This window comes from Pseudomonas sp. Tun-23181 (assembly GCF_057415455.1).
This window is the reverse complement of record NZ_CM171630.1, coordinates 5,712,976-5,729,717: the sequence shown is the minus strand read 5'-3', so window position 1 is coordinate 5,729,717 and position 16,742 is coordinate 5,712,976. Positions and strand designations below refer to the sequence as shown.

The 16,742-nt window shown below is 65.6% G+C and carries 13 protein-coding genes; 5 read left to right on the top strand and 8 right to left on the bottom strand.

Annotated elements, in window-relative coordinates; genetic code table 11:
- Positions 1–75: 75 nt before the first annotated feature.
- From ACDI39_RS26895 to ACDI39_RS26885, 3 genes are all read right to left on the bottom strand, one after another.
- Entirely contained in the window at positions 76–4,572 is a 4,497-nt protein-coding gene (locus ACDI39_RS26895; protein WP_486537180.1) for an NEL-type E3 ubiquitin ligase domain-containing protein, read from the bottom strand.
- Between the two features lie 88 nt (positions 4,573–4,660).
- Positions 4,661–5,680, bottom strand: coding sequence for an AraC family transcriptional regulator (locus ACDI39_RS26890; RefSeq protein WP_225790452.1), 1,020 nt, complete (start codon positions 5,678–5,680; stop codon positions 4,661–4,663).
- Between the two features lie 157 nt (positions 5,681–5,837).
- The gene (locus ACDI39_RS26885; protein WP_225790453.1) at positions 5,838–6,701 is read right to left on the bottom strand and encodes a LysR substrate-binding domain-containing protein; all 864 of its coding nucleotides are present in this window, start codon (positions 6,699–6,701) and stop codon (positions 5,838–5,840) included.
- A gap of 113 nt (positions 6,702–6,814) precedes the next feature.
- On the opposite strand from ACDI39_RS26885, the gene ACDI39_RS26880 reads away from it, so the two are divergent.
- On the top strand, positions 6,815–7,921 hold the full coding sequence (locus ACDI39_RS26880) for a 2-aminoethylphosphonate--pyruvate transaminase (protein ID WP_225790454.1): 1,107 nt from the start codon (positions 6,815–6,817) through the stop codon (positions 7,919–7,921).
- Between the two features lie 38 nt (positions 7,922–7,959).
- Positions 7,960–8,787 (top strand): phosphonoacetaldehyde hydrolase, encoded by an 828-nt coding sequence (gene phnX / locus ACDI39_RS26875; RefSeq protein ID WP_225790455.1) that lies wholly within the window; start codon positions 7,960–7,962, stop codon positions 8,785–8,787.
- 51 nt (positions 8,788–8,838) lie between these two features.
- Here phnX and ACDI39_RS26870 read toward each other — a convergent pair whose 3' ends face one another.
- On the bottom strand, positions 8,839–9,396 hold the full coding sequence (locus tag ACDI39_RS26870) for an NADPH-dependent FMN reductase (protein WP_253091467.1): 558 nt from the start codon (positions 9,394–9,396) through the stop codon (positions 8,839–8,841).
- A gap of 155 nt (positions 9,397–9,551) precedes the next feature.
- On the opposite strand from ACDI39_RS26870, the gene ACDI39_RS26865 reads away from it, so the two are divergent.
- The gene (locus tag ACDI39_RS26865; RefSeq protein WP_225790457.1) at positions 9,552–9,770 is read left to right on the top strand and encodes a hypothetical protein; all 219 of its coding nucleotides are present in this window, start codon (positions 9,552–9,554) and stop codon (positions 9,768–9,770) included.
- Here ACDI39_RS26865 and ACDI39_RS26860 read toward each other — a convergent pair.
- The 4 genes from ACDI39_RS26860 to ACDI39_RS26845 all read right to left on the bottom strand — a co-directional run bounded on the left by ACDI39_RS26860 (position 9,754) and on the right by ACDI39_RS26845 (position 14,329).
- Positions 9,754–12,015, bottom strand: a complete 2,262-nt coding sequence (locus tag ACDI39_RS26860) for an Orn/Lys/Arg family decarboxylase (RefSeq protein WP_225790458.1) — start codon at positions 12,013–12,015, stop codon at positions 9,754–9,756. The genes ACDI39_RS26865 and ACDI39_RS26860 overlap by 17 nt on opposite strands.
- Before the next feature lie 184 nt (positions 12,016–12,199).
- The gene (gene dnaQ, locus ACDI39_RS26855; RefSeq protein WP_253091471.1) at positions 12,200–12,892 is read right to left on the bottom strand and encodes a DNA polymerase III subunit epsilon; all 693 of its coding nucleotides are present in this window, start codon (positions 12,890–12,892) and stop codon (positions 12,200–12,202) included.
- 189 nt (positions 12,893–13,081) lie between these two features.
- On the bottom strand, positions 13,082–13,528 hold the full coding sequence (rnhA, locus tag ACDI39_RS26850) for a ribonuclease HI (RefSeq protein WP_225790460.1): 447 nt from the start codon (positions 13,526–13,528) through the stop codon (positions 13,082–13,084).
- Between the two features lie 42 nt (positions 13,529–13,570).
- The gene (locus ACDI39_RS26845) at positions 13,571–14,329 is read right to left on the bottom strand and encodes a class I SAM-dependent methyltransferase (RefSeq protein WP_253081582.1); all 759 of its coding nucleotides are present in this window, start codon (positions 14,327–14,329) and stop codon (positions 13,571–13,573) included.
- 84 nt (positions 14,330–14,413) lie between these two features.
- On the opposite strand from ACDI39_RS26845, the gene gloB reads away from it, so the two are divergent.
- Positions 14,414–15,193 (top strand): hydroxyacylglutathione hydrolase, encoded by a 780-nt coding sequence (gene gloB / locus ACDI39_RS26840; RefSeq protein WP_486537179.1) that lies wholly within the window; start codon positions 14,414–14,416, stop codon positions 15,191–15,193.
- A gap of 100 nt (positions 15,194–15,293) precedes the next feature.
- Complete coding sequence (locus ACDI39_RS26835) at positions 15,294–16,712, top strand: lytic transglycosylase domain-containing protein (RefSeq protein WP_225790463.1); 1,419 nt, start codon at positions 15,294–15,296, stop codon at positions 16,710–16,712.
- Positions 16,713–16,742: the final 30 nt, after the last annotated feature.

Genomic DNA, 16,742 nt, shown 5'->3' with positions numbered 1-16,742 from the left:
TTCTTATTGTTGGAGTGGCACCCTCGGTCTGACGATGTTCGCGCCGGTCGGCGCTGGGGGCAATGGCCAAAGCTGTCAAACGGCTTGAGCGAATTGGCCTGCCTCGGGCACGCCCTCCTCCAGGGCCTCACGGGTCAGTTGCAGGACCAGGCGATGCTCGGCCGATTGCCGCTCCATCATCAGTACCTGCCATCGATCCGTGTAGTCCTGGCTCGTCAGGGCCGTGCTCAGGCTGTCGAGCTCGGAACCCCGCGCGGCGAAGTCCTCGCCGATCGCAGCGAAGGCTGCCGCGTGCCGTCGCTCCAGGTAGGTACGCCAGAAGTCCCGTTCGGCGATGCTTTCGGCCAGGGCATCGGTCGCCTCCGCGCCCCGGACCGAGGCGAGCGCTGCCTGCTCGAGTTCGGGAGTGATTTCGGCAAGGCGCTCGAACCTCATCGTACGCGGCTGGGAAGGCAGGTCGAGGGCATGGGCCAGACGCACCCGGTAGCCGAGGATGACCTCCAGGACATCGGTATCCGGGTCGCCCGCCAGGCGCTGTGCGGCATCCTGGTGAGCGAAGCGTTCCAAGGCCTCGAGGCGAAACAGACGCCGTCCCAGGTCCAGCAATCCTTGCCCCGATCGTCCGGCAGCGCCCTGCAGGTTGGCGTTGTGCACCAGGATTTGCAGTTGCACGCGGCTGAAGCGCTCCGCGGTGCTGTCATGGCAACCCAGTTGCTCGCGAGCGTGGGCGAACACCGCCTGGCGAAGGTCGGCATCCTGTTCCACGGCGTCAAGCACACCCCAGACCTGCTCGGTGAGGTAGGCCCTGGCATGGGTGAAGTCGCTGGTTTGGGTGAGATTGGCCAGCAACTGCAGCAGGTCCGTGCTGTCGGGGTCTTGCACCAAGCGGTTCCACAGCGCCGAACGTGCCACGAACTGGCCGGGATCGCCGACGGCAAGCCACAGGCTCCGGGCGCTGGCCACGTCCACTTCGCTGGCCCGGACAGCGTCATACGGGTCGTTCGTATATAACCGCGTGTACTCCTGGTGCGCCAAGGGATTGCGCAGCAGGTTGAAACGGCTCCTGAAAGACCAAGGCGCTTGCAGCAGCTCAGGTGGCAATGTATCGATCTCGTTGTCGCTGAGGTCGACGACCGTCAACAGCCTGCACCGCTCCAGCCCCCTGGGCACGCTGATCAACCGGCAGTGTTTCAAACGCAGTACCGACAGGTTGGGCAACGACTGGAAGCGCAGTGCCGCTGAACGCAAAGGGTTGCGACTCAGGTCGAGCACGCGCAGGTTCGGTAACGCAGACAAGACATCGGCGCCAGAGGGGCTCATGCGGATTCGATTGGACATCAGGCGCAACGTACGCAATTGGGTCAGTTGGCCAATGGCCGAGGGGATGGAGGTCAAACGGTTGTTGCCCAGGCTCAAAGTGCGCAAGGAGGTGAAGCACTGCAGGAAACCCGCGGGAACCTCTTCCAGCGCCGCCCCCGCCATCACCAATTCGGTGATATGGGAAAAGTCGCTGCCCGCCGGTAATTCCGGCAACTGGCCAATGTGCCAACCGCTCAGCTCCAGGGTCATGTCGCTGGCCAGCCCACCGGCCCCCTCGTAGCGCCACGCCGCCAGCAGGCGAGCCGCGAACTGCCGCCGCGAGGCATACCGCTCCGCTGTGCGCCCATCCGCCATCCACTGCGACAAGGCACTTTCGAGCTGCGCGTAGTTGCGCTCCTGGGCAAGCAAGCTCTCGAAAGGCGAGCCACTTTGCAACAGCAGCCTTTCCAGGTAGCGATCGACCTCCCGGTCATTGAGCCGTGGGTAAAGGGCACGGATGCGGCCCCTGAGCACACTGGTAGAGGTTTCCCGTCTCGATACATTGCCGCCGAGCGGATAACCCACGCGCCCATCGGGCAGGCGCTTGCCGGGGTTGAACCAAGGCGTGCCGTCGCGCCAGCCAAGCAGGTTCAGAATATCCTTGCGTTCGGCGGGCAAGCCTTCGATCAGCTTCAACCGCAAGCCTTCTGCCGGATCGTCGCCAGAAAGGCCCAACCGCTGCAGGTCGGTCGGGCGCAGCAGTGCCACCAATGCCTGGAAGATGCCCGCAGGCTCGCCTACCTGCGCTTCATGCTCCAGCCCATGGCTGTCGTAAAGGTGGAAGCGGCCTTGCCGGTGAACCAGGACCACGCGCCCCTCGGGTGCGCCTTGAGGGTTCAGTACGGCCAAAAGACGGCCACTCTCCGACCCTTCACGCAACTCGAGGTTGATCGCGCGCGGCCATCTGGACAGTCGCCGCAGCAAGGCGATGACCAGTTCCCCGGTGCCATTGGTGTAGGTGCTGCGCAGGAACAGGCCCTCCAAGGCGCGGTTCACCCTGGTCAGCCGCAGCAGGGTCCGTGCCTTCCTGGCGACCGCCAGTGGCACACGCGCCTCGACCTGGGCCACTTCGCGCAGGGCGGGATCCACGTCACGTACCGCCTCCCGGGCATAGCGCTCGGGGAGCCCGGGGAAATCGCGCCGAACCAGCGTCACCAAGGCGTCTTGTGCCGACAGAGGCGCCGCCAGGTGCTCCAGCAATTCACCTCGCAGGTGCGAGGCGTCCCCCCGTAGCCAGGCGCCCAGCGCCTGCTCGTCCAGCCCTTGCGCTTGCGGATGCGCCACGCACCACTGGCGAATGGCCGGATCCTGGATAGCTCCGCCGGATTGATCGAGGGCATCGAGCTCGCGGCTGATCCGGGCATCCGCAGCGAATCGCAGCAAGGTGTCACGCAGGTTGAACGGCGCAGGCCGCATCTCCACCAGCACATCCCGCAATTCCTCCTTGTCGACGCCCGCCACACGCAACACCTGCTCGGCCCGGGCTGGAGCCAAGGGCGGGTCCTGCGGCCACAGGCGATCGAGCATGTCGGCACGGTCATCCCACTGCCTGGGCTGCTCGAGGCGAAGACGCCAGGCACGCTCGCCATTGAACGCGAGCTGCGGCCCGAAGGCGTCGTCGCCTCGGGGATGGCGCAAACGCCAGGCCTGGTGCTCGTCGGGGCGATGGGCCTCGTAGTAGCATTGGCCCACACGCAGCCAGCGGCGCGTATCGCTGGCATAGAGCCCATCATCCCCAAGGGTGGCGTCTTCCGGGGTCGACGCGTAGACCTGCAAGTCACGATGCCACAGGCGCGATGACTCCTCCCCGGTGCCCACCGGCTCCAGTGCGTCGACGAAAGCACTGCGGGCGAACCCGCGCGCCACCAGGCTCACACCAGCAACCGTTGCCGCCGTGACGACGACGGCCTCCGCGACCCCGAGCATATGCTCCAGCGCCTCGTGCTGGTGCCCTTCATGCCAATCGACGGCCCCTTCGTAGACGTGGCCGAGGGTCTGCACGACCAACTCGCCGAACAGCACCATGCCCACCGCAGGAATGGCCAAACCCGCCAGCCCCAGCGCGACCAGGCCGATCTCCTTCCATTGGTTGAGCCGTGCTTCGGCGACGAGATGATCGGCATCCGCGCTCGAAACGAGCTGCAGGCGGGCATCGTCCTCGATGCGTTTGACCTGGCTTGCCGCCAGTGTGGCGAAGATATCGCCATGAACCACCGTACCTTCCAACTGCAGGTCGGGCTCATCGTCGAGCAGGCGCTTGTCGAGCGTCCCCAGGAACCCTGGGCGGTCCTTCAAGGCGATCAGTCGTGCGAAACGTTGGCGGCCATCCGCCTTGAGCAACTCGGCCGCCAGGAAATCGTTCATCCCTGACACCGAGTCGAAATGGCGAAGGGGCTGTTCAGTGTCACTCGGCAGGTAGAGCACGACCCCGAGACTATCCCCATCGGCACTGCGCAACTGGATCTTCAAGCTCTGCGCAACGGAGGCCCCCAACATGTGCAGCTCACCGGCATACGCCTGTGCGAGCCCTTCCTCCTGGCCAGCCCCATCGTCCAGCAACCGCCGCAAGGCGGCCAGGTGCACCGTCTCGAGCTGTGCCTTGAGCGAGGCGAACTCGCATGCCAGGGCGAAGGCCGTACGCTGGTGGCGGGCCAGGGCCCGCTGGGCCACCGGGGTGAACAGACGCTCGAGCAGGTCGTGGTACTGCTTGCCCACGTCCTCGGCATGGCAACGTTGCGTGAAATCCTCCAGCGAGCTGAAAAGCACGGTCTCTTCGCCCTTCTTGACAAGGCCGCTGCCCTCGTAGAAAGGGTTGCCCGAGGGAAAGCCCTGCATCAGTCGCAACAACGCCGGGAAGCGGACATAACGCGGCTCATCCTCGGGCAGGCCACCGCCCGGGCTCACCGTGAAGCGACGCCTTACATCCAGCCATTCAAGATCATCGAGGGAGAACCCCGGCGGGATATCGGCCGCCAACAGGGCCGTGAACCGCTGGGCAGCGAACTGCCGTGGCGATACCAGGCCGGCGGTTGCCGCCGCCACCTGCGCCTGGCTATGGCGGTGGGCCTCGAAGCAATCGCGCAATGCATTGATCTGTGCGGCGGATGCGCGTTTCAACCAGTCCGGCAGTTTCGCGGCGATGAAATCATCGGTGGCGGAAGCCAGCTTGCTGGCAAGCGCTGGCGGAAGTGAAGGTGGAGTGGGTTGCGTCATGTCTGCATCCTCGCAGGTCGAAGGAGGCTCGACACTGATGCAATCGCCCACTGCGCAGCAGAGGGAAAGGGAACATCCTCGGCCAGGCCTAGGGCGCAGTCCCCTGCAGGATCACATGACGGTAGTGGCCAGGATTGCAACCGAACCACTTGCGAAAGGCCTTGTAGAACGAGCTGCTGTCGGCGAAGCCGAGACGCTCGGCGATCTCGGTAAGCCCCAGGTCGACATCGGCCAGCCAGGCGATGGCCAACTCGCGCCGCACGCTGTCCTTGAGCCCTTGGTAGGTCTGGCCTTCCTCGCCCAGGCGACGGCGCAGGGTCGAGACCGAGATGCACAAGGCGCTGGCCTGGCCTTCGGCATCGGGCCAGGCGCCTGGGTCGGCGCGCCGCAGTTGCTCACGGATGCGCCAGGCCAGGCTGGCCGGGTCGCGGTACTTGACCAGGATGTTGCCAGGCGCCTCGGCGAGGAAACGCTGCAGCTCCTCCTGGGTGCGCCGCAGCGGCAGGCCCAGGCAGTCGGCACTGATGATCATGCGTGTGCGTGGGCGGTCGAACTGCAGGTTCTCGGAAAACATCACCCGGTAGTCGTCGCAGAACGGCGGCTCGGCGCAACGCAGGTCGATGGCGAGGATCGGGATACGGCGCCCGGCCAGCCAGCAGGTCACGCCATGGATGATCATCCACAGGGTGAAGTAAGTGAAAGCGCGGCGCGGCGTATCGCGAGGCTCGCCGATGACGATCTCGGCCAGGCTCTGTTGGCGCACCAGGCTTGGCTGCAGGTCCTCGAGCATCAGCGAGAGAAACGCCAGGGCCGTTTCCAGGCCCTCGCCGAGGGTCGCTTGGGCCATGCTCGCACGGCACAGGAAGGCCAGGCTGCCACTGCGCAGGCCACGCGGGTCCATGGCGAAGAATTCGTCATTGCAGCGCCGCGCCAGCAAGCGCCAGAGCCGGGCATAGGCCTCGGCGCTCACCCGCGCCTCGGGCAGGTCGAGCAGGGATGCATCGATGCCCGCCCTGGCCAGCAGCGGCGCATCGGCTTGCCCCGCCGGGCAGGTCTGCAACAGGGCTTCACGCACCAGTTGCATGGAAATGGTGTCTTTCTCGCTCATCGGCCATCCAGCGCCAGTAGTTTCAGCCGGCCATCTTAGGCCCGCCATGGAAAAACGCCAGCCGGTGAGTGTTTTGGAGCCGTGCCATTTGGGGCCGCTTCGCGCCCCAGTGTCACTCATTGAGACAAGTCCACTCACACACGCTCTTGCAGGCACCTCACAGGCTGGCAGCCAACCCCAGGAACGTCTGGATCAAGCGCAGTTCACGACGCCGCTCCAGGCAACCGATCATGTGCCGGTTGACCAGCCCATCGCCCGCCAGCGGCCGCGCCACCACCCGCGGATCATGGGCCACCTCCACCGACGAGACGATGCCGATGCCGAGCTGCGCCGCCACCGCCTCGGTGACCGCTTCGCGGCTGTCCAGCTCCAGCAGCACCCGCGGCTGCACCTTGGCCAGTGCGCAGGCCTGGTCGAAGGTCCGCCGGGTGATGGAGCTGGGCTCGCGCAACACCATGATCTGCCGGTCCAGCTCAGCCATGGGCAGGTCGCCCGTCTCGCTCGCCCAGGGATGCCCGACCGGCAGTTGGGCACACAGGCGCGACTCGCCCAGGCTCTGCAGGTACAGCCCCTTGCGCGGCTCGGCCTCGGTCAGCACGGCCACGTCGGCATGCTCCGAAAGCAATGCGGCCAGGGTCTCCTGGGCATTGCCCAGGCGCAGGTTGACGGTGATGCCCGGGTAACGCGCCCGCAGCAGGCCGAGCATCGACATGATCCAGTGCGGGCCATCAGCGGCGACTTCCAGGCGTCCGGTGAGCAATTGGCGATTGGCCTCGAGCATGGCCTGGGCCTCCTCGGCCAGGCTGAACATGGCGCGGGTGATGGCCGCCAGCCGCGTACCCTCTTCGGTAAGCTCGACCCGGCGCGCGGTGCGCCGCAGCAAGGTGATCTGGTAGTGCTCTTCCAGGGCCTTGACGTGCCCGGTCACCGCCGGCTGGCTGATGAACAAGCGCGCCGCAGCGCGGGTGAAGCTGCCCTCGCGGGCCACGGCATCGAAGGCACGCAACTGGAACAAGTTCATATCTATCGGCCTGACTTATGGCTGGCATAACGACAAACAATTTGAATGATGGGGCGGCAAATTGCAACTTACACACCGTAGATTCAGCCCACCCGCTTGCGAGGAAAAACGGAATGAGCAATGCCCCGATCCTGCTGACCCCCGGCCCACTGACCACCTCGTCCCGCACCCGCCAAGCCATGCTGGTGGACTGGGGTTCCTGGGACCGCGACTTCAACCAACTGACCGCCAGCGTCTGCGAGCAGTTGCTGGCCATCATCAACGGCAGTGCCAGCCACCACTGCGTCCCCCTGCAAGGCAGCGGCACCTTCGCCGTGGAAGCGGCGATCGGTACCCTGGTACCGCGTGACGGCAAGGTCCTGGTGCTGATCAACGGTGCCTACGGCCAGCGCCTGGCGAAGATCTGCAAAGTCCTGGGCCGCGCCTACAGCACCTTCGAGACCGCCGAGGATCAACCCACCACCGCTGCCGACGTCGACCACCTGCTGGCCACCGACCCTGCCGTGACCCACGTGGCGCTGATCCACTGCGAGACCAGCACCGGCATCCTCAACCCGCTGCCCGAGATCGCCCAGGTAGTCCAGCGCCACGGCAAGCGCCTTGTCATCGACGCCATGAGCTCCTTCGGCGCCCTGCCGATCGATGCCCGCGAGGTGCCGTTCGAGGCGCTGATCGCTGCCTCCGGCAAATGCCTGGAAGGCGTACCGGGCATGGGCTTCGTCTTCGCCGAGAAGAACGCGCTGGCCGCCGCCGAAGGCAACGCCCACTCCCTGGCGATGGACCTGCAGGACCAGCAGGCGTACATGGCCAAGACCGGCCAGTGGCGCTTCACCCCGCCGACCCACGTGGTTGCCGCCCTGCATGAGGCCCTGCTGCAGTACAGCGAGGAAGGCGGCCTGCCGGCCCGCCACCAGCGCTACGCCGACAACTGCAAGACCCTGCTCGACGGCATGGCCCAGCTTGGTCTGCGCAGCTTCCTGCCGGCCGAGATCCAGGCTCCGATCATCGTCACCTTCCATGCCCCACGCGATGCCCGCTACCAGTTCAAGGACTTCTACGAGCGGGTCAAGGCCAAGGGCTTCATTCTCTATCCGGGCAAGCTGACCCAGGTGGAAACCTTCCGCGTCGGTTGCATCGGCGTGGTCGGGCCCGATGGCATGCAGGCCGCCGTCGATGCCGTGGCCGAAGTGCTGCGGGAAATGGAAGTACTGGACATCTGAGTTTCGCCCTCGACCCGAACCCCAAGGAAATCGCGCACATGAACTACAGCAACCCCACCCAGCTGCAAGCCGCCATCCTCGACTGGGCCGGCACCGTGGTCGACTTCGGCTCCTTCGCCCCGACCCAGATCTTCGTCGAGGCCTTCGCCGAGTTCGATGTCGAAGTCTCCATCGACGAAGCTCGCGGCCCGATGGGCATGGGCAAGTGGGACCACATCCGTACCCTGTGCAACCAGCCGGAAATCGCCGAACGCTACCGCAAGGTGTTCGGCCGCACCCCGACCGACGATGACGTCACCGCCATCTACGAACGCTTCATGCCCTTGCAGATCGAGAAGATCGCTGTGCACTCGGCGCTGATCCCTGGCGCCCTGGAGACCCTCACCGGCCTGCGCAAGGACGGCCTGAAGATCGGCTCCTGCTCGGGCTACCCGAAGGTGGTGATGGACAAGGTGGTGGAACTGGCCAAGCAGAACGGCTATGTCGCCGACCACGTGGTGGCCACCGACGAAACCCCGAACGGCCGCCCTTGGCCGGCCCAGGCCCTGGCCAACGTGATCGCCCTGGGCATCGACGACGTGGCCGCCTGCGTCAAGGTCGACGACACCGTGCCGGGCATCCTCGAAGGCCGTCGCGCGGGCATGTGGACTGTGGCCCTGGTGTGCTCGGGCAATGCCCTGGGCCTGACCTGGGAAGGCTACCGGGCCCTGAGCGCGGAAAAACTGGAGAGCGAGCGCAAGCGCATCCACGCGCTGTTCGAAGGCTCGCACCCGCACTACCTGATCGACACCATCAATGAGCTGCCCGAGGTGATCGCCGACATCAACCGGCGCCTGGCCAAGGGCGAGATGCCGCAGGCGTCGTAAGCGTCGCAAGGCATGCCGGGGCCGCAAAGCGGCCCCAGCAGCCTGAGCCAGTCAGACCGCGCGATTGAGCTTCACCCAGGCTGCGAACTTGTCGATGAACGCCTGCAGGAACGGCCGGGTCTTGTCGTTGAGCTTGCCGGAATCCTCGAACAGGCTGGCCGCCCCACCAATGTACGCCTCGGGCATCTGCATGCACGGCATGTCCAGGAACACCAGCGACTGGCGCACGGCATGGTTGGCACCGAAACCGCCAATGGCGCCCGGCGAGACACTCACCACCGCCGCCGGCTTGCCGCTCCAGGCACTCTGCCCATAGGGTCGCGACCCCACGTCGATGGCGTTCTTCAGGCCCCCGGGTACGGAACGGTTGTATTCGGGCGTGACGAACAGCACCGCGTCGCTGCGGCGGATCTCCTCGCGAAAACGCTTCCAGGCATCGGGCGCATTGGCCTCGACATCCTCGTTGTACAGCGGCAGGTCGCCGATCTCGACGATTTTCAGGGCAAGGCTGGAGGGTGCAAGCTCTGCAAGGGCACGGGCGACCTTGCGGTTGTAGGAGTCCTTGCGCAAGCTACCGACGACGACCGCTACCGAATAGACCTGACTCATGGCGATTTGCAACCTCTGCTGGAAATAAGACGTTGTAGTTATAGATGACTGCGTCCTGCCCCCAGAGTTTTTTTCCTGATTGCGGAAAACTTCCCCCCTGCTCCGCTGGTCTATGCCTACAGATATTTCCCCAAATTTCAGAGGTTTTCGCTCAAATGGCAGCAATACTGGTCGGCCAATTCCACGCACGTGACGCCGAAGGTCGGATCTATCCCGTGCATGAATACCAGGAGTCCACCCTCCAGGCCGACGGTAGCTGCCTCGGCGAGCCGATCGTGACCTACCGCCTGCCTGTCGGTGACCGGGTCAAGCACCTGGGCGATGACCGCTTCGAGCTGGCGCACAGCGGCGTGGAGCTCATCCGCATTCCTTGATGCAATCGACGGTGTAGACCCGCCCCTGGCCATGATCCTCGCTCTGCAGACCATGGACATCGGCGACGAAGCCCGGGAAGCCGCTGTCGAAGGCCCGGGCGAAGGCCAGGTAGTCGATGATCGAACGGGTGGCCTCGGTAAAGCGCTCGCCCGGCATGATCAAGGGAATGCCCGGCGGATAAGGCACCAGCATCACCGCCGCGACCCGGCCCAGCAGGGCCTCGATCGGCACCGCCTCCACCTCGCCACGCACCAGGCGGTCATAGGCCTGGGCTGGGCTCATGGCCACCTCCGGCAAACGCGTGAACAGGCGCTTGAGCTGCTTGGCCGTGGCATTGGCCCGGTAGCAGTCGTGCAACTGCTGGCACAGCTCGCGCAGCCCCAACCCCTGGTAACGCAGCGGGTCCACCGCCATCACACTGGGCAGGCACTGGGCCAAGGCGGTATTGCCATCGTAGTGGCGCTTGAACTCCAGCAATTCGGTGAGCAAGGTGCTCCACTTGCCCTTGGTGATGCCCATGGAAAACAGCACCAGGAAGCTGTAGAGCCCGGTCTTCTCCACCACCAGCCCACGCTCCCAGAGGAACTTGCTCACCACGGCCGCCGGGATGCCGTGCTCGCCCAACGCCCCATCCGCCGTCAGCCCAGGCATCACCAGGGTGACCTTGAGCGGGTCTAGCAGCACGTAGTCCTGCTCCACGTCACCAAAGCCATGCCATTCGGCGCCCGGCTGCAACAGCCAGTCCTGCGCCGCCAGGCGATGGGCCCCTTCCGTCGCAGGCGGTTGCCAGATACTGAACCACCAGTCGTGCGCGGCAATGTGTTCGCGCAGGTTGGCCAGGGCACGGCGAAAGCTCAGGGCCTCGTCGAACATCTCCTGCAGCAGCGAGCGCCCGGCCGGCCCTTCCATCATGGTCGAGGCCACATCCAGCGAGGCCAGGATGCTGTACTGCGGCGAGGTGGAGATATGCATCATGAACGCTTCGTTGAAACGATCGCGGTCCAGTTGCCGCTGACTGCCGTCCTGCACGTGGATCATCGACGCCTGGCTGAACGCCGCCAGCAGCTTGTGGGTGGAATGGGTGCTGAACAACAGTGGGCTGTCGTCACTGCGCGCGGTGCCCATGGCGTAGCGATCGGCAAAGAAGTCATGGAACGCCGCATAGGCGAACCAGGCCTCGTCGAAATGCAGCACCTCGACGCTGCTGCCGAGCATCTGCTTGATCAACCCGGCGTGATAGCACAAGCCGTCGTAGGTGGAGTTGGTCACCACCGCCATGCGGATCCGCGGCTTACGCCCACGGGTCAGCGGATTGGCGTCGATCTTCGCCTGGATCGATACCGGGCTGAACTCGCTGAGCGGGATCGGCCCGATGATGCCCAGCTCGTTGCGTTCCGGGCACAGGTAAAGAGGGATGGCGCCGGTCATGACGATCGCGTGGACCACCGACTTGTGGCAGTTGCGGTCCACCAGCACCAGGTCGTCGCGGCCGACCATGGCATGCCAGACGATCTTGTTGGCCGTGGAGGTGCCGTTGATCACGAAGAAGGTGTGGTCGGCGCCGAAGTTGCGCGCCGCCCGGGCTTCGGCCTCGGCCAGGGGGCCTGTGTGGTCGAGCAGCGAGCCGAGTTCGGGCACCGACACGGACAGGTCCGAGCGCAGGGTGTTCTCGCCGAAGAACTGGTGGAAGGCCTGGCCCACCGGGCTCTTGCGGTAGGCCACGCCACCGCCGTGGCCCGGCGTGTGCCAGGAATAATTGGATTGCGCGGTGTGCTGCACCAGGGCCTTGAAGAACGGCGGCAGCAGGCCGTCCAGGTAGTTGTGCGCGGCCCGGGCCACCTGGCGGGCGAGAAAGGGCACGGTGTCCTCGAACAGGTAGAGGATGCCGCGGAGTTGGTTCAGCTCGCTCATGGCCTCGGCGGGCGCGTTTTCCAGGGTCACCTGCTCGCCCAGGGCGAAGATCGGCAGGTTCGGTGCGCGCAGGCGGGCCAGGCGGATCAACTCCGCCATGTTCTGCAGCAGGTGGGTGTTCTCGCCGGCGCCTTCGGCAGCGATCAGCATGCAGGCCAGCCCATGGTGGGTGGCAGCCACCAGGCGCGCCTCGGCATGGTCCGCTGCGGCGAGGATGGCGAAGCCGTCCTGGGCCAGCTCCTCGGCGATGCCACGCACCCGCTCACCGGCGACGCTGTCGGCCTTGATCGCACGATGCACGATGAGGATGGGAAACTTCAGGTCCTTGTACATGGCTCGGCACTACCTCCGAAGGACGGGTCCGTCCTTTCAGGGTAGAAGCTGCAGGGCGCGGGTGCGTTTTTTTGCCGTGGTCGCTCCACAGGTTCGGCGCCGACCTCAAGAGCAGTGCGATCTGTGGAAGCCGGCTTGCCGGCGATGGGCCGCGAAGCGGCCCCAATGCGGCCATCGAAGCAGGTCAGCCCTCGCTCAACGCCTGCCACATCGCCGGCGCCCCCGCCGACTTGGCGATCGCCGCCAAGCGCTCGGCATGGGCCTCCAGCTCTTCGGCCGAAGCCAGGATGACCCGGCCCGGCTGGCGCCCGACGATGCGGCGGATCTCGCTGCCGGTCCCGCCTTGCCCGTCTTCCTCGTCGGCACCGTGCCCAGCCAGCGACAGGCTGGTCTGGCCGCCAGTCATCGCCAGGTAGACGTCTGCCAGCAGCTCCGAGTCGAGCAAGGCGCCGTGCAGGTCACGGCCGGAGTTATCGATGCCGTAGCGTTTGCACAACGCGTCGAGGCTGTTGCGCTGCCCCGGGTGGCGAGCCCGGGCGAGCATCAGGGTATCGAGGATGGTGCAGTGTTGCGAGATGTCGGCGCGGTCGTGCTGGCCCAGCAGGGCGAACTCGTTGTTGATGAAGCCGACGTCGAACGCCGCGTTGTGGATGACCAGCTGGGCACCGCGGATGTACTCGAAGAACTCCTCGGCGACATCGGCGAAGCGCGGCTTGTCGACCAGGAAGGCATCGGTGATGCCGTGGACGCCGATGGCGCCCTCGTCGCTCTCGCGGTCCGGCTGCAGGTAGACGTGGAAATTACGCCCGGTCAGGCGCCGGCCGATGACCTCGACGCAACCGATCTCGATGATCCGGTGGCCTTCGCTGACTGGCATACCGGTGGTTTCGGTATCCAGAACGACCAGTCTGTTGTTCTGCTGCTCCACGCGGGGGCTCCAACTTTGCATCTATCTAAGGGAAAGCGGGGATTGTAACTCAAGCGACAAGCTTCAAGCGGCAAGAAAAAGCACCGACGCACTGGCGCACGCCCTGCTCTTACTTGCAGCTTGTAGCCGCCCTCCCCGTCACCGCTTGGCGCGGACCTCGTCGACGCCTCGGTTGGCCAGTTGGTCGGCACGCTCGTTGCCGGGGTGGCCAATATGCCCGCGCACCCATTTCCAGGTCACCTTGTGACGGTTGACCTGCTCGTCGAGCTGCTGCCAGAGGTCGGCATTCTTCACCGGCTCCTTGGCGGCGGTCTTCCAACCACGCTTCTTCCAGTTGGCCATCCACTCGTTGATGCCCTTCATCACGTACTGCGAGTCGGTGACCAGCAGCACCTCGCATTCGCGCTTGAGGGCCATCAGCCCCTGGATCGCCGCCATCAGTTCCATGCGGTTGTTGGTGGTCTCGCGCTCGCCGCCCCACAGCTCCTTCTCGACGCCCTTGTAGACCATCAGCACCCCCCACCCACCCGGGCCGGGATTGCCCTTGCAGGCACCATCGGTGTAGATCTCGACGCTATCGCTCATGTACCGCCTTTTCGCTCTGTATTATCGACCGTGGATGACGGCTCACGGCTCGCTGCGCCGACGGTTGACCTTGGCCAGCGGCAACGGCAGCAGCTTGCCCATCGGCTCGCGGCGTTCCAGGCGCAGCGGCCGCAGGCCGACCACCATCTTGCGCGCCACCAGCAGGTAGACACCGCCGCCAGCACCTTGCCAGCCCGCGGCCATCCGCTCCCAGCCAGCCAGGCGCTGTTGCCAGGCCGGCGAGGCAAGCGGCGGACGATAGCACCCGAAGCGGCGTTTCTCCAGCGCGAAGCCCAGCAGGTTGAGCCAGTCGCCAACCCGCGACGGCGAGATGCAGCGCGCCTTGCGCAGGGCCCCGTGGCTGAAGAAATGCCGCATGCCCCAACTGCTCCAAGGGTTGATCCCGACGATCAGCAGGTGCCCGCCGGGGCGCACCGCGCTGGCGGCCTCGCGCAACAGGCCGTGGGGCGACAGGCTGAAGTCCAGGCCATGCTGCAGCACCACCACGTCGGCGGCATGCTCGGAAAGCGGCCAGGCCTGCTCCTCGCAGACGATCTCCACCCCCGGCAACGGCGCACCCAGGCGCACGTTGCGCTGCACCTGGGGAGCGCTGGGAGGCACCTGCGCGCAGGGGCCATAATGCACCAGGAAGCCGCCGAAGAAGCGGCCCAGCTCGTCCTCGAGCAGCGCTTGCTCCTCACGCAACATCAATTGCCCGAGCGGTCCGTCGAACCACTCGCGGGCCAGGCTGATCAGTTCGACCCAGTCGGGATCGGCCTGGGCAAAGGCTTTGTCGGTCATTGCGATCTCCCTCGAAGGTTCTCCGCCCGCGCCATCGCGGCTAAGATGCCTTCATGTCCACGCCAGGCGATTCGGTTCCGCACCATGATACAGATCGATGCTCTTCCCGCTTTCTCCGACAATTACATCTGGCTGTTACAGGATACTGCCAAACGCCGTTGCGCGGTGGTCGATCCGGGTGACGCCCGCCCCGTGCTGGATTGGCTCGCAGCCAATCCCGGCTGGGTGCTCGAAGACATCCTCGTGACCCACCACCACCACGACCACGTAGGCGGGGTGGAAACGCTCAGGCACGCCACCGGCGCGCGGGTCTGCGGCCCGGCCAACGAGCGCATCCCCGCCCGCGACCTGGCGCTGGACGATGGCGCGCAGGTCCGGGTACTGGGCCTGGATTTCGAGGTCATCGCCGTGCCCGGCCATACCCTCGGCCACATCGCCTACTACTGCGGCCAGGCCCAGCCCCCGCTGCTGTTCTGCGGCGACACCCTGTTCGCCGCAGGCTGCGGGCGCCTGTTCGAAGGCACGCCGGAGCAGATGCACCACTCGCTGCAGCGGCTGGCCGCGCTGCCGGCCGCGACCCAGGTGTTCTGCGCCCATGAATACACCCTGGGCAACCTGCGTTTTGCCAAGGCCGTCGAGCCGGACAACCCGCACGTTGCCCAACGGTTCGCCGACGTTACCCGATTGCGCGCGCAAGATCGCATCACATTGCCATCAACGATCGGCCTCGAATGCCTCACCAACCCCTTTCTGCGCACGGCTGAAACATCCGTTAAACAAAAAGCAGACGAATGGAAGGGGTATTCCAATACCGGCCAAGCCGCTGTTTTTGCTGCCTTGAGGTCTTGGAAGGATAGTTTCTGATAACCCCAAGATATATCGCAAAGGGTGATCAAAGGTTGACCGAGGGGGGACCGGTTTCTAGAATCGCGAAAATTTTTTGCCTGGAAACCTGTCCCAGCCGATGTCTTCCCGTAGCCGCAGAACCTCTCATTCCGTTGCCCTGACGCGCCTGGCCCAGGTCGGTGCGCTGGCCCTGGCCACCACCCTGGTGGGCTGCCAGAGCACCCGTCAGCTCGACGCGTCCGACAGCGTTCGCGCACACAACTACCAGGCGCGGATCAAGCCCAAGCCCGCCCCGCTGGTGGTCAAGCCGGTCGAGCAGGCGCCCGAGGATGTCTGGGACCGCATGCGCCAGGGCTTCGCCCTGCAGGACAGCATCGACGTCAACCCGCGCATCGAGCAGCAGCGCCTGTGGTTCGCCAGCAACCCGTCGTTCCTGGAGAACGCCGGCGAACGCGGCAGCCTCTACCTGCACTACATCGTCGAGCGCCTCGAAGAACGCGACATGCCGCTGGAGCTGGCCCTGCTGCCGGCCATCGAGAGCGCCTACAACCCGATGGCCTACTCCCGCGCCCACGCGGTCGGCCTGTGGCAGTTCATCCCGTCCACCGGGCGTCACTTCAAGCTGCGCCAGACCAATTTCTACGACGGCCGCCGCGACATCACCGCCTCGACCAACGCCGCGCTGGACTACCTGAGCCGCCTGCACGACATGTTCAATGGTGACTGGCTACTGGCCCTGGCGGCCTACAATGCCGGCGAAGGCACCGTCAGCCGGGCCATCGAGCGCAACGAGCGCCTCGGCCTGCCCACCGACTACTGGAACCTGCCCCTGCCCCAGGAAACCCGCGACTACGTGCCCAAGCTGCTGGCCCTGTCGCAGGTGGTGATGACCCCGCAGGCCTATGGCGTGAACCTCAACCCGATCGCCAACGAGCCCTACTTCGAGGCCGTCGCCATCAATGACCGCCTGGACCTTTCGCGGGTCGCAGCCTTCGCCAATATCGACGAGGACGAGCTGATCCAGCTCAACCCGGCGTTCAAGAAGCGCATGACCGTGGACGGCCCCAAGCAGTTGCTGGTGCCGACCGCCAAGGCGCAGTTGCTGTCCGACAGCCTGTCCAACCTCAAGCCCGAGCAACTGCTCAGCCTGCAGCCGAACAAGGCCGTGTTCCAGGCCGCCCTGGCCGAGGCCAAGGCACCGGCGGCACGCAGCTACCGGGTCAAGCGTGGCGACAACCTGAGCAGCATCGCCAGGGCGCACCGGGTCTCGGTGCGTGACATCCAGCGCTGGAACCGCCTGTCCGGTACTCGCCTGAAGGCCGGCCAGGTCCTCGCCCTGCGCGGCGGCAGCGCATCGGCCAACCGGGTGGCGGCGTCCAAGCAGCGCTCGACCCAGTACAAAGTGCGCAAGGGCGACTCGTTGTACCTGGTGGCCAAGCGCTTCAACGTCGAGATGAAGCACCTCAAGCGCTGGAACCCGCGCAGCGGCCATGCCCTCAAGCCGGGCCAGACATTGACCGTCTACCTGCCACATTGATCCGACGCATCATTGGGGCTGCTGTGCAGC

Coding starts and splice junctions, on each gene's coding strand:
- ACDI39_RS26860 (WP_225790458.1), bottom strand. CDS start 12,015: ATGTACAAGGACCTGAAGTTTCCCATCCTCATCGTGCATCGTGCGATC.
- gloB (WP_486537179.1), top strand. CDS start 14,414: ATGATACAGATCGATGCTCTTCCCGCTTTCTCCGACAATTACATCTGG.
- rnhA (WP_225790460.1), bottom strand. CDS start 13,528: ATGAGCGATAGCGTCGAGATCTACACCGATGGTGCCTGCAAGGGCAAT.
- ACDI39_RS26880 (WP_225790454.1), top strand. CDS start 6,815: ATGAGCAATGCCCCGATCCTGCTGACCCCCGGCCCACTGACCACCTCG.
- ACDI39_RS26890 (WP_225790452.1), bottom strand. CDS start 5,680: ATGAGCGAGAAAGACACCATTTCCATGCAACTGGTGCGTGAAGCCCTG.
- ACDI39_RS26865 (WP_225790457.1), top strand. CDS start 9,552: ATGGCAGCAATACTGGTCGGCCAATTCCACGCACGTGACGCCGAAGGT.
- dnaQ (WP_253091471.1), bottom strand. CDS start 12,892: ATGCCAGTCAGCGAAGGCCACCGGATCATCGAGATCGGTTGCGTCGAG.
- ACDI39_RS26845 (WP_253081582.1), bottom strand. CDS start 14,329: ATGACCGACAAAGCCTTTGCCCAGGCCGATCCCGACTGGGTCGAACTG.
- ACDI39_RS26835 (WP_225790463.1), top strand. CDS start 15,294: ATGTCTTCCCGTAGCCGCAGAACCTCTCATTCCGTTGCCCTGACGCGC.
- ACDI39_RS26870 (WP_253091467.1), bottom strand. CDS start 9,396: ATGAGTCAGGTCTATTCGGTAGCGGTCGTCGTCGGTAGCTTGCGCAAG.
- phnX (WP_225790455.1), top strand. CDS start 7,960: ATGAACTACAGCAACCCCACCCAGCTGCAAGCCGCCATCCTCGACTGG.
- ACDI39_RS26885 (WP_225790453.1), bottom strand. CDS start 6,701: ATGAACTTGTTCCAGTTGCGTGCCTTCGATGCCGTGGCCCGCGAGGGC.
- ACDI39_RS26895 (WP_486537180.1), bottom strand. CDS start 4,572: ATGACGCAACCCACTCCACCTTCACTTCCGCCAGCGCTTGCCAGCAAG.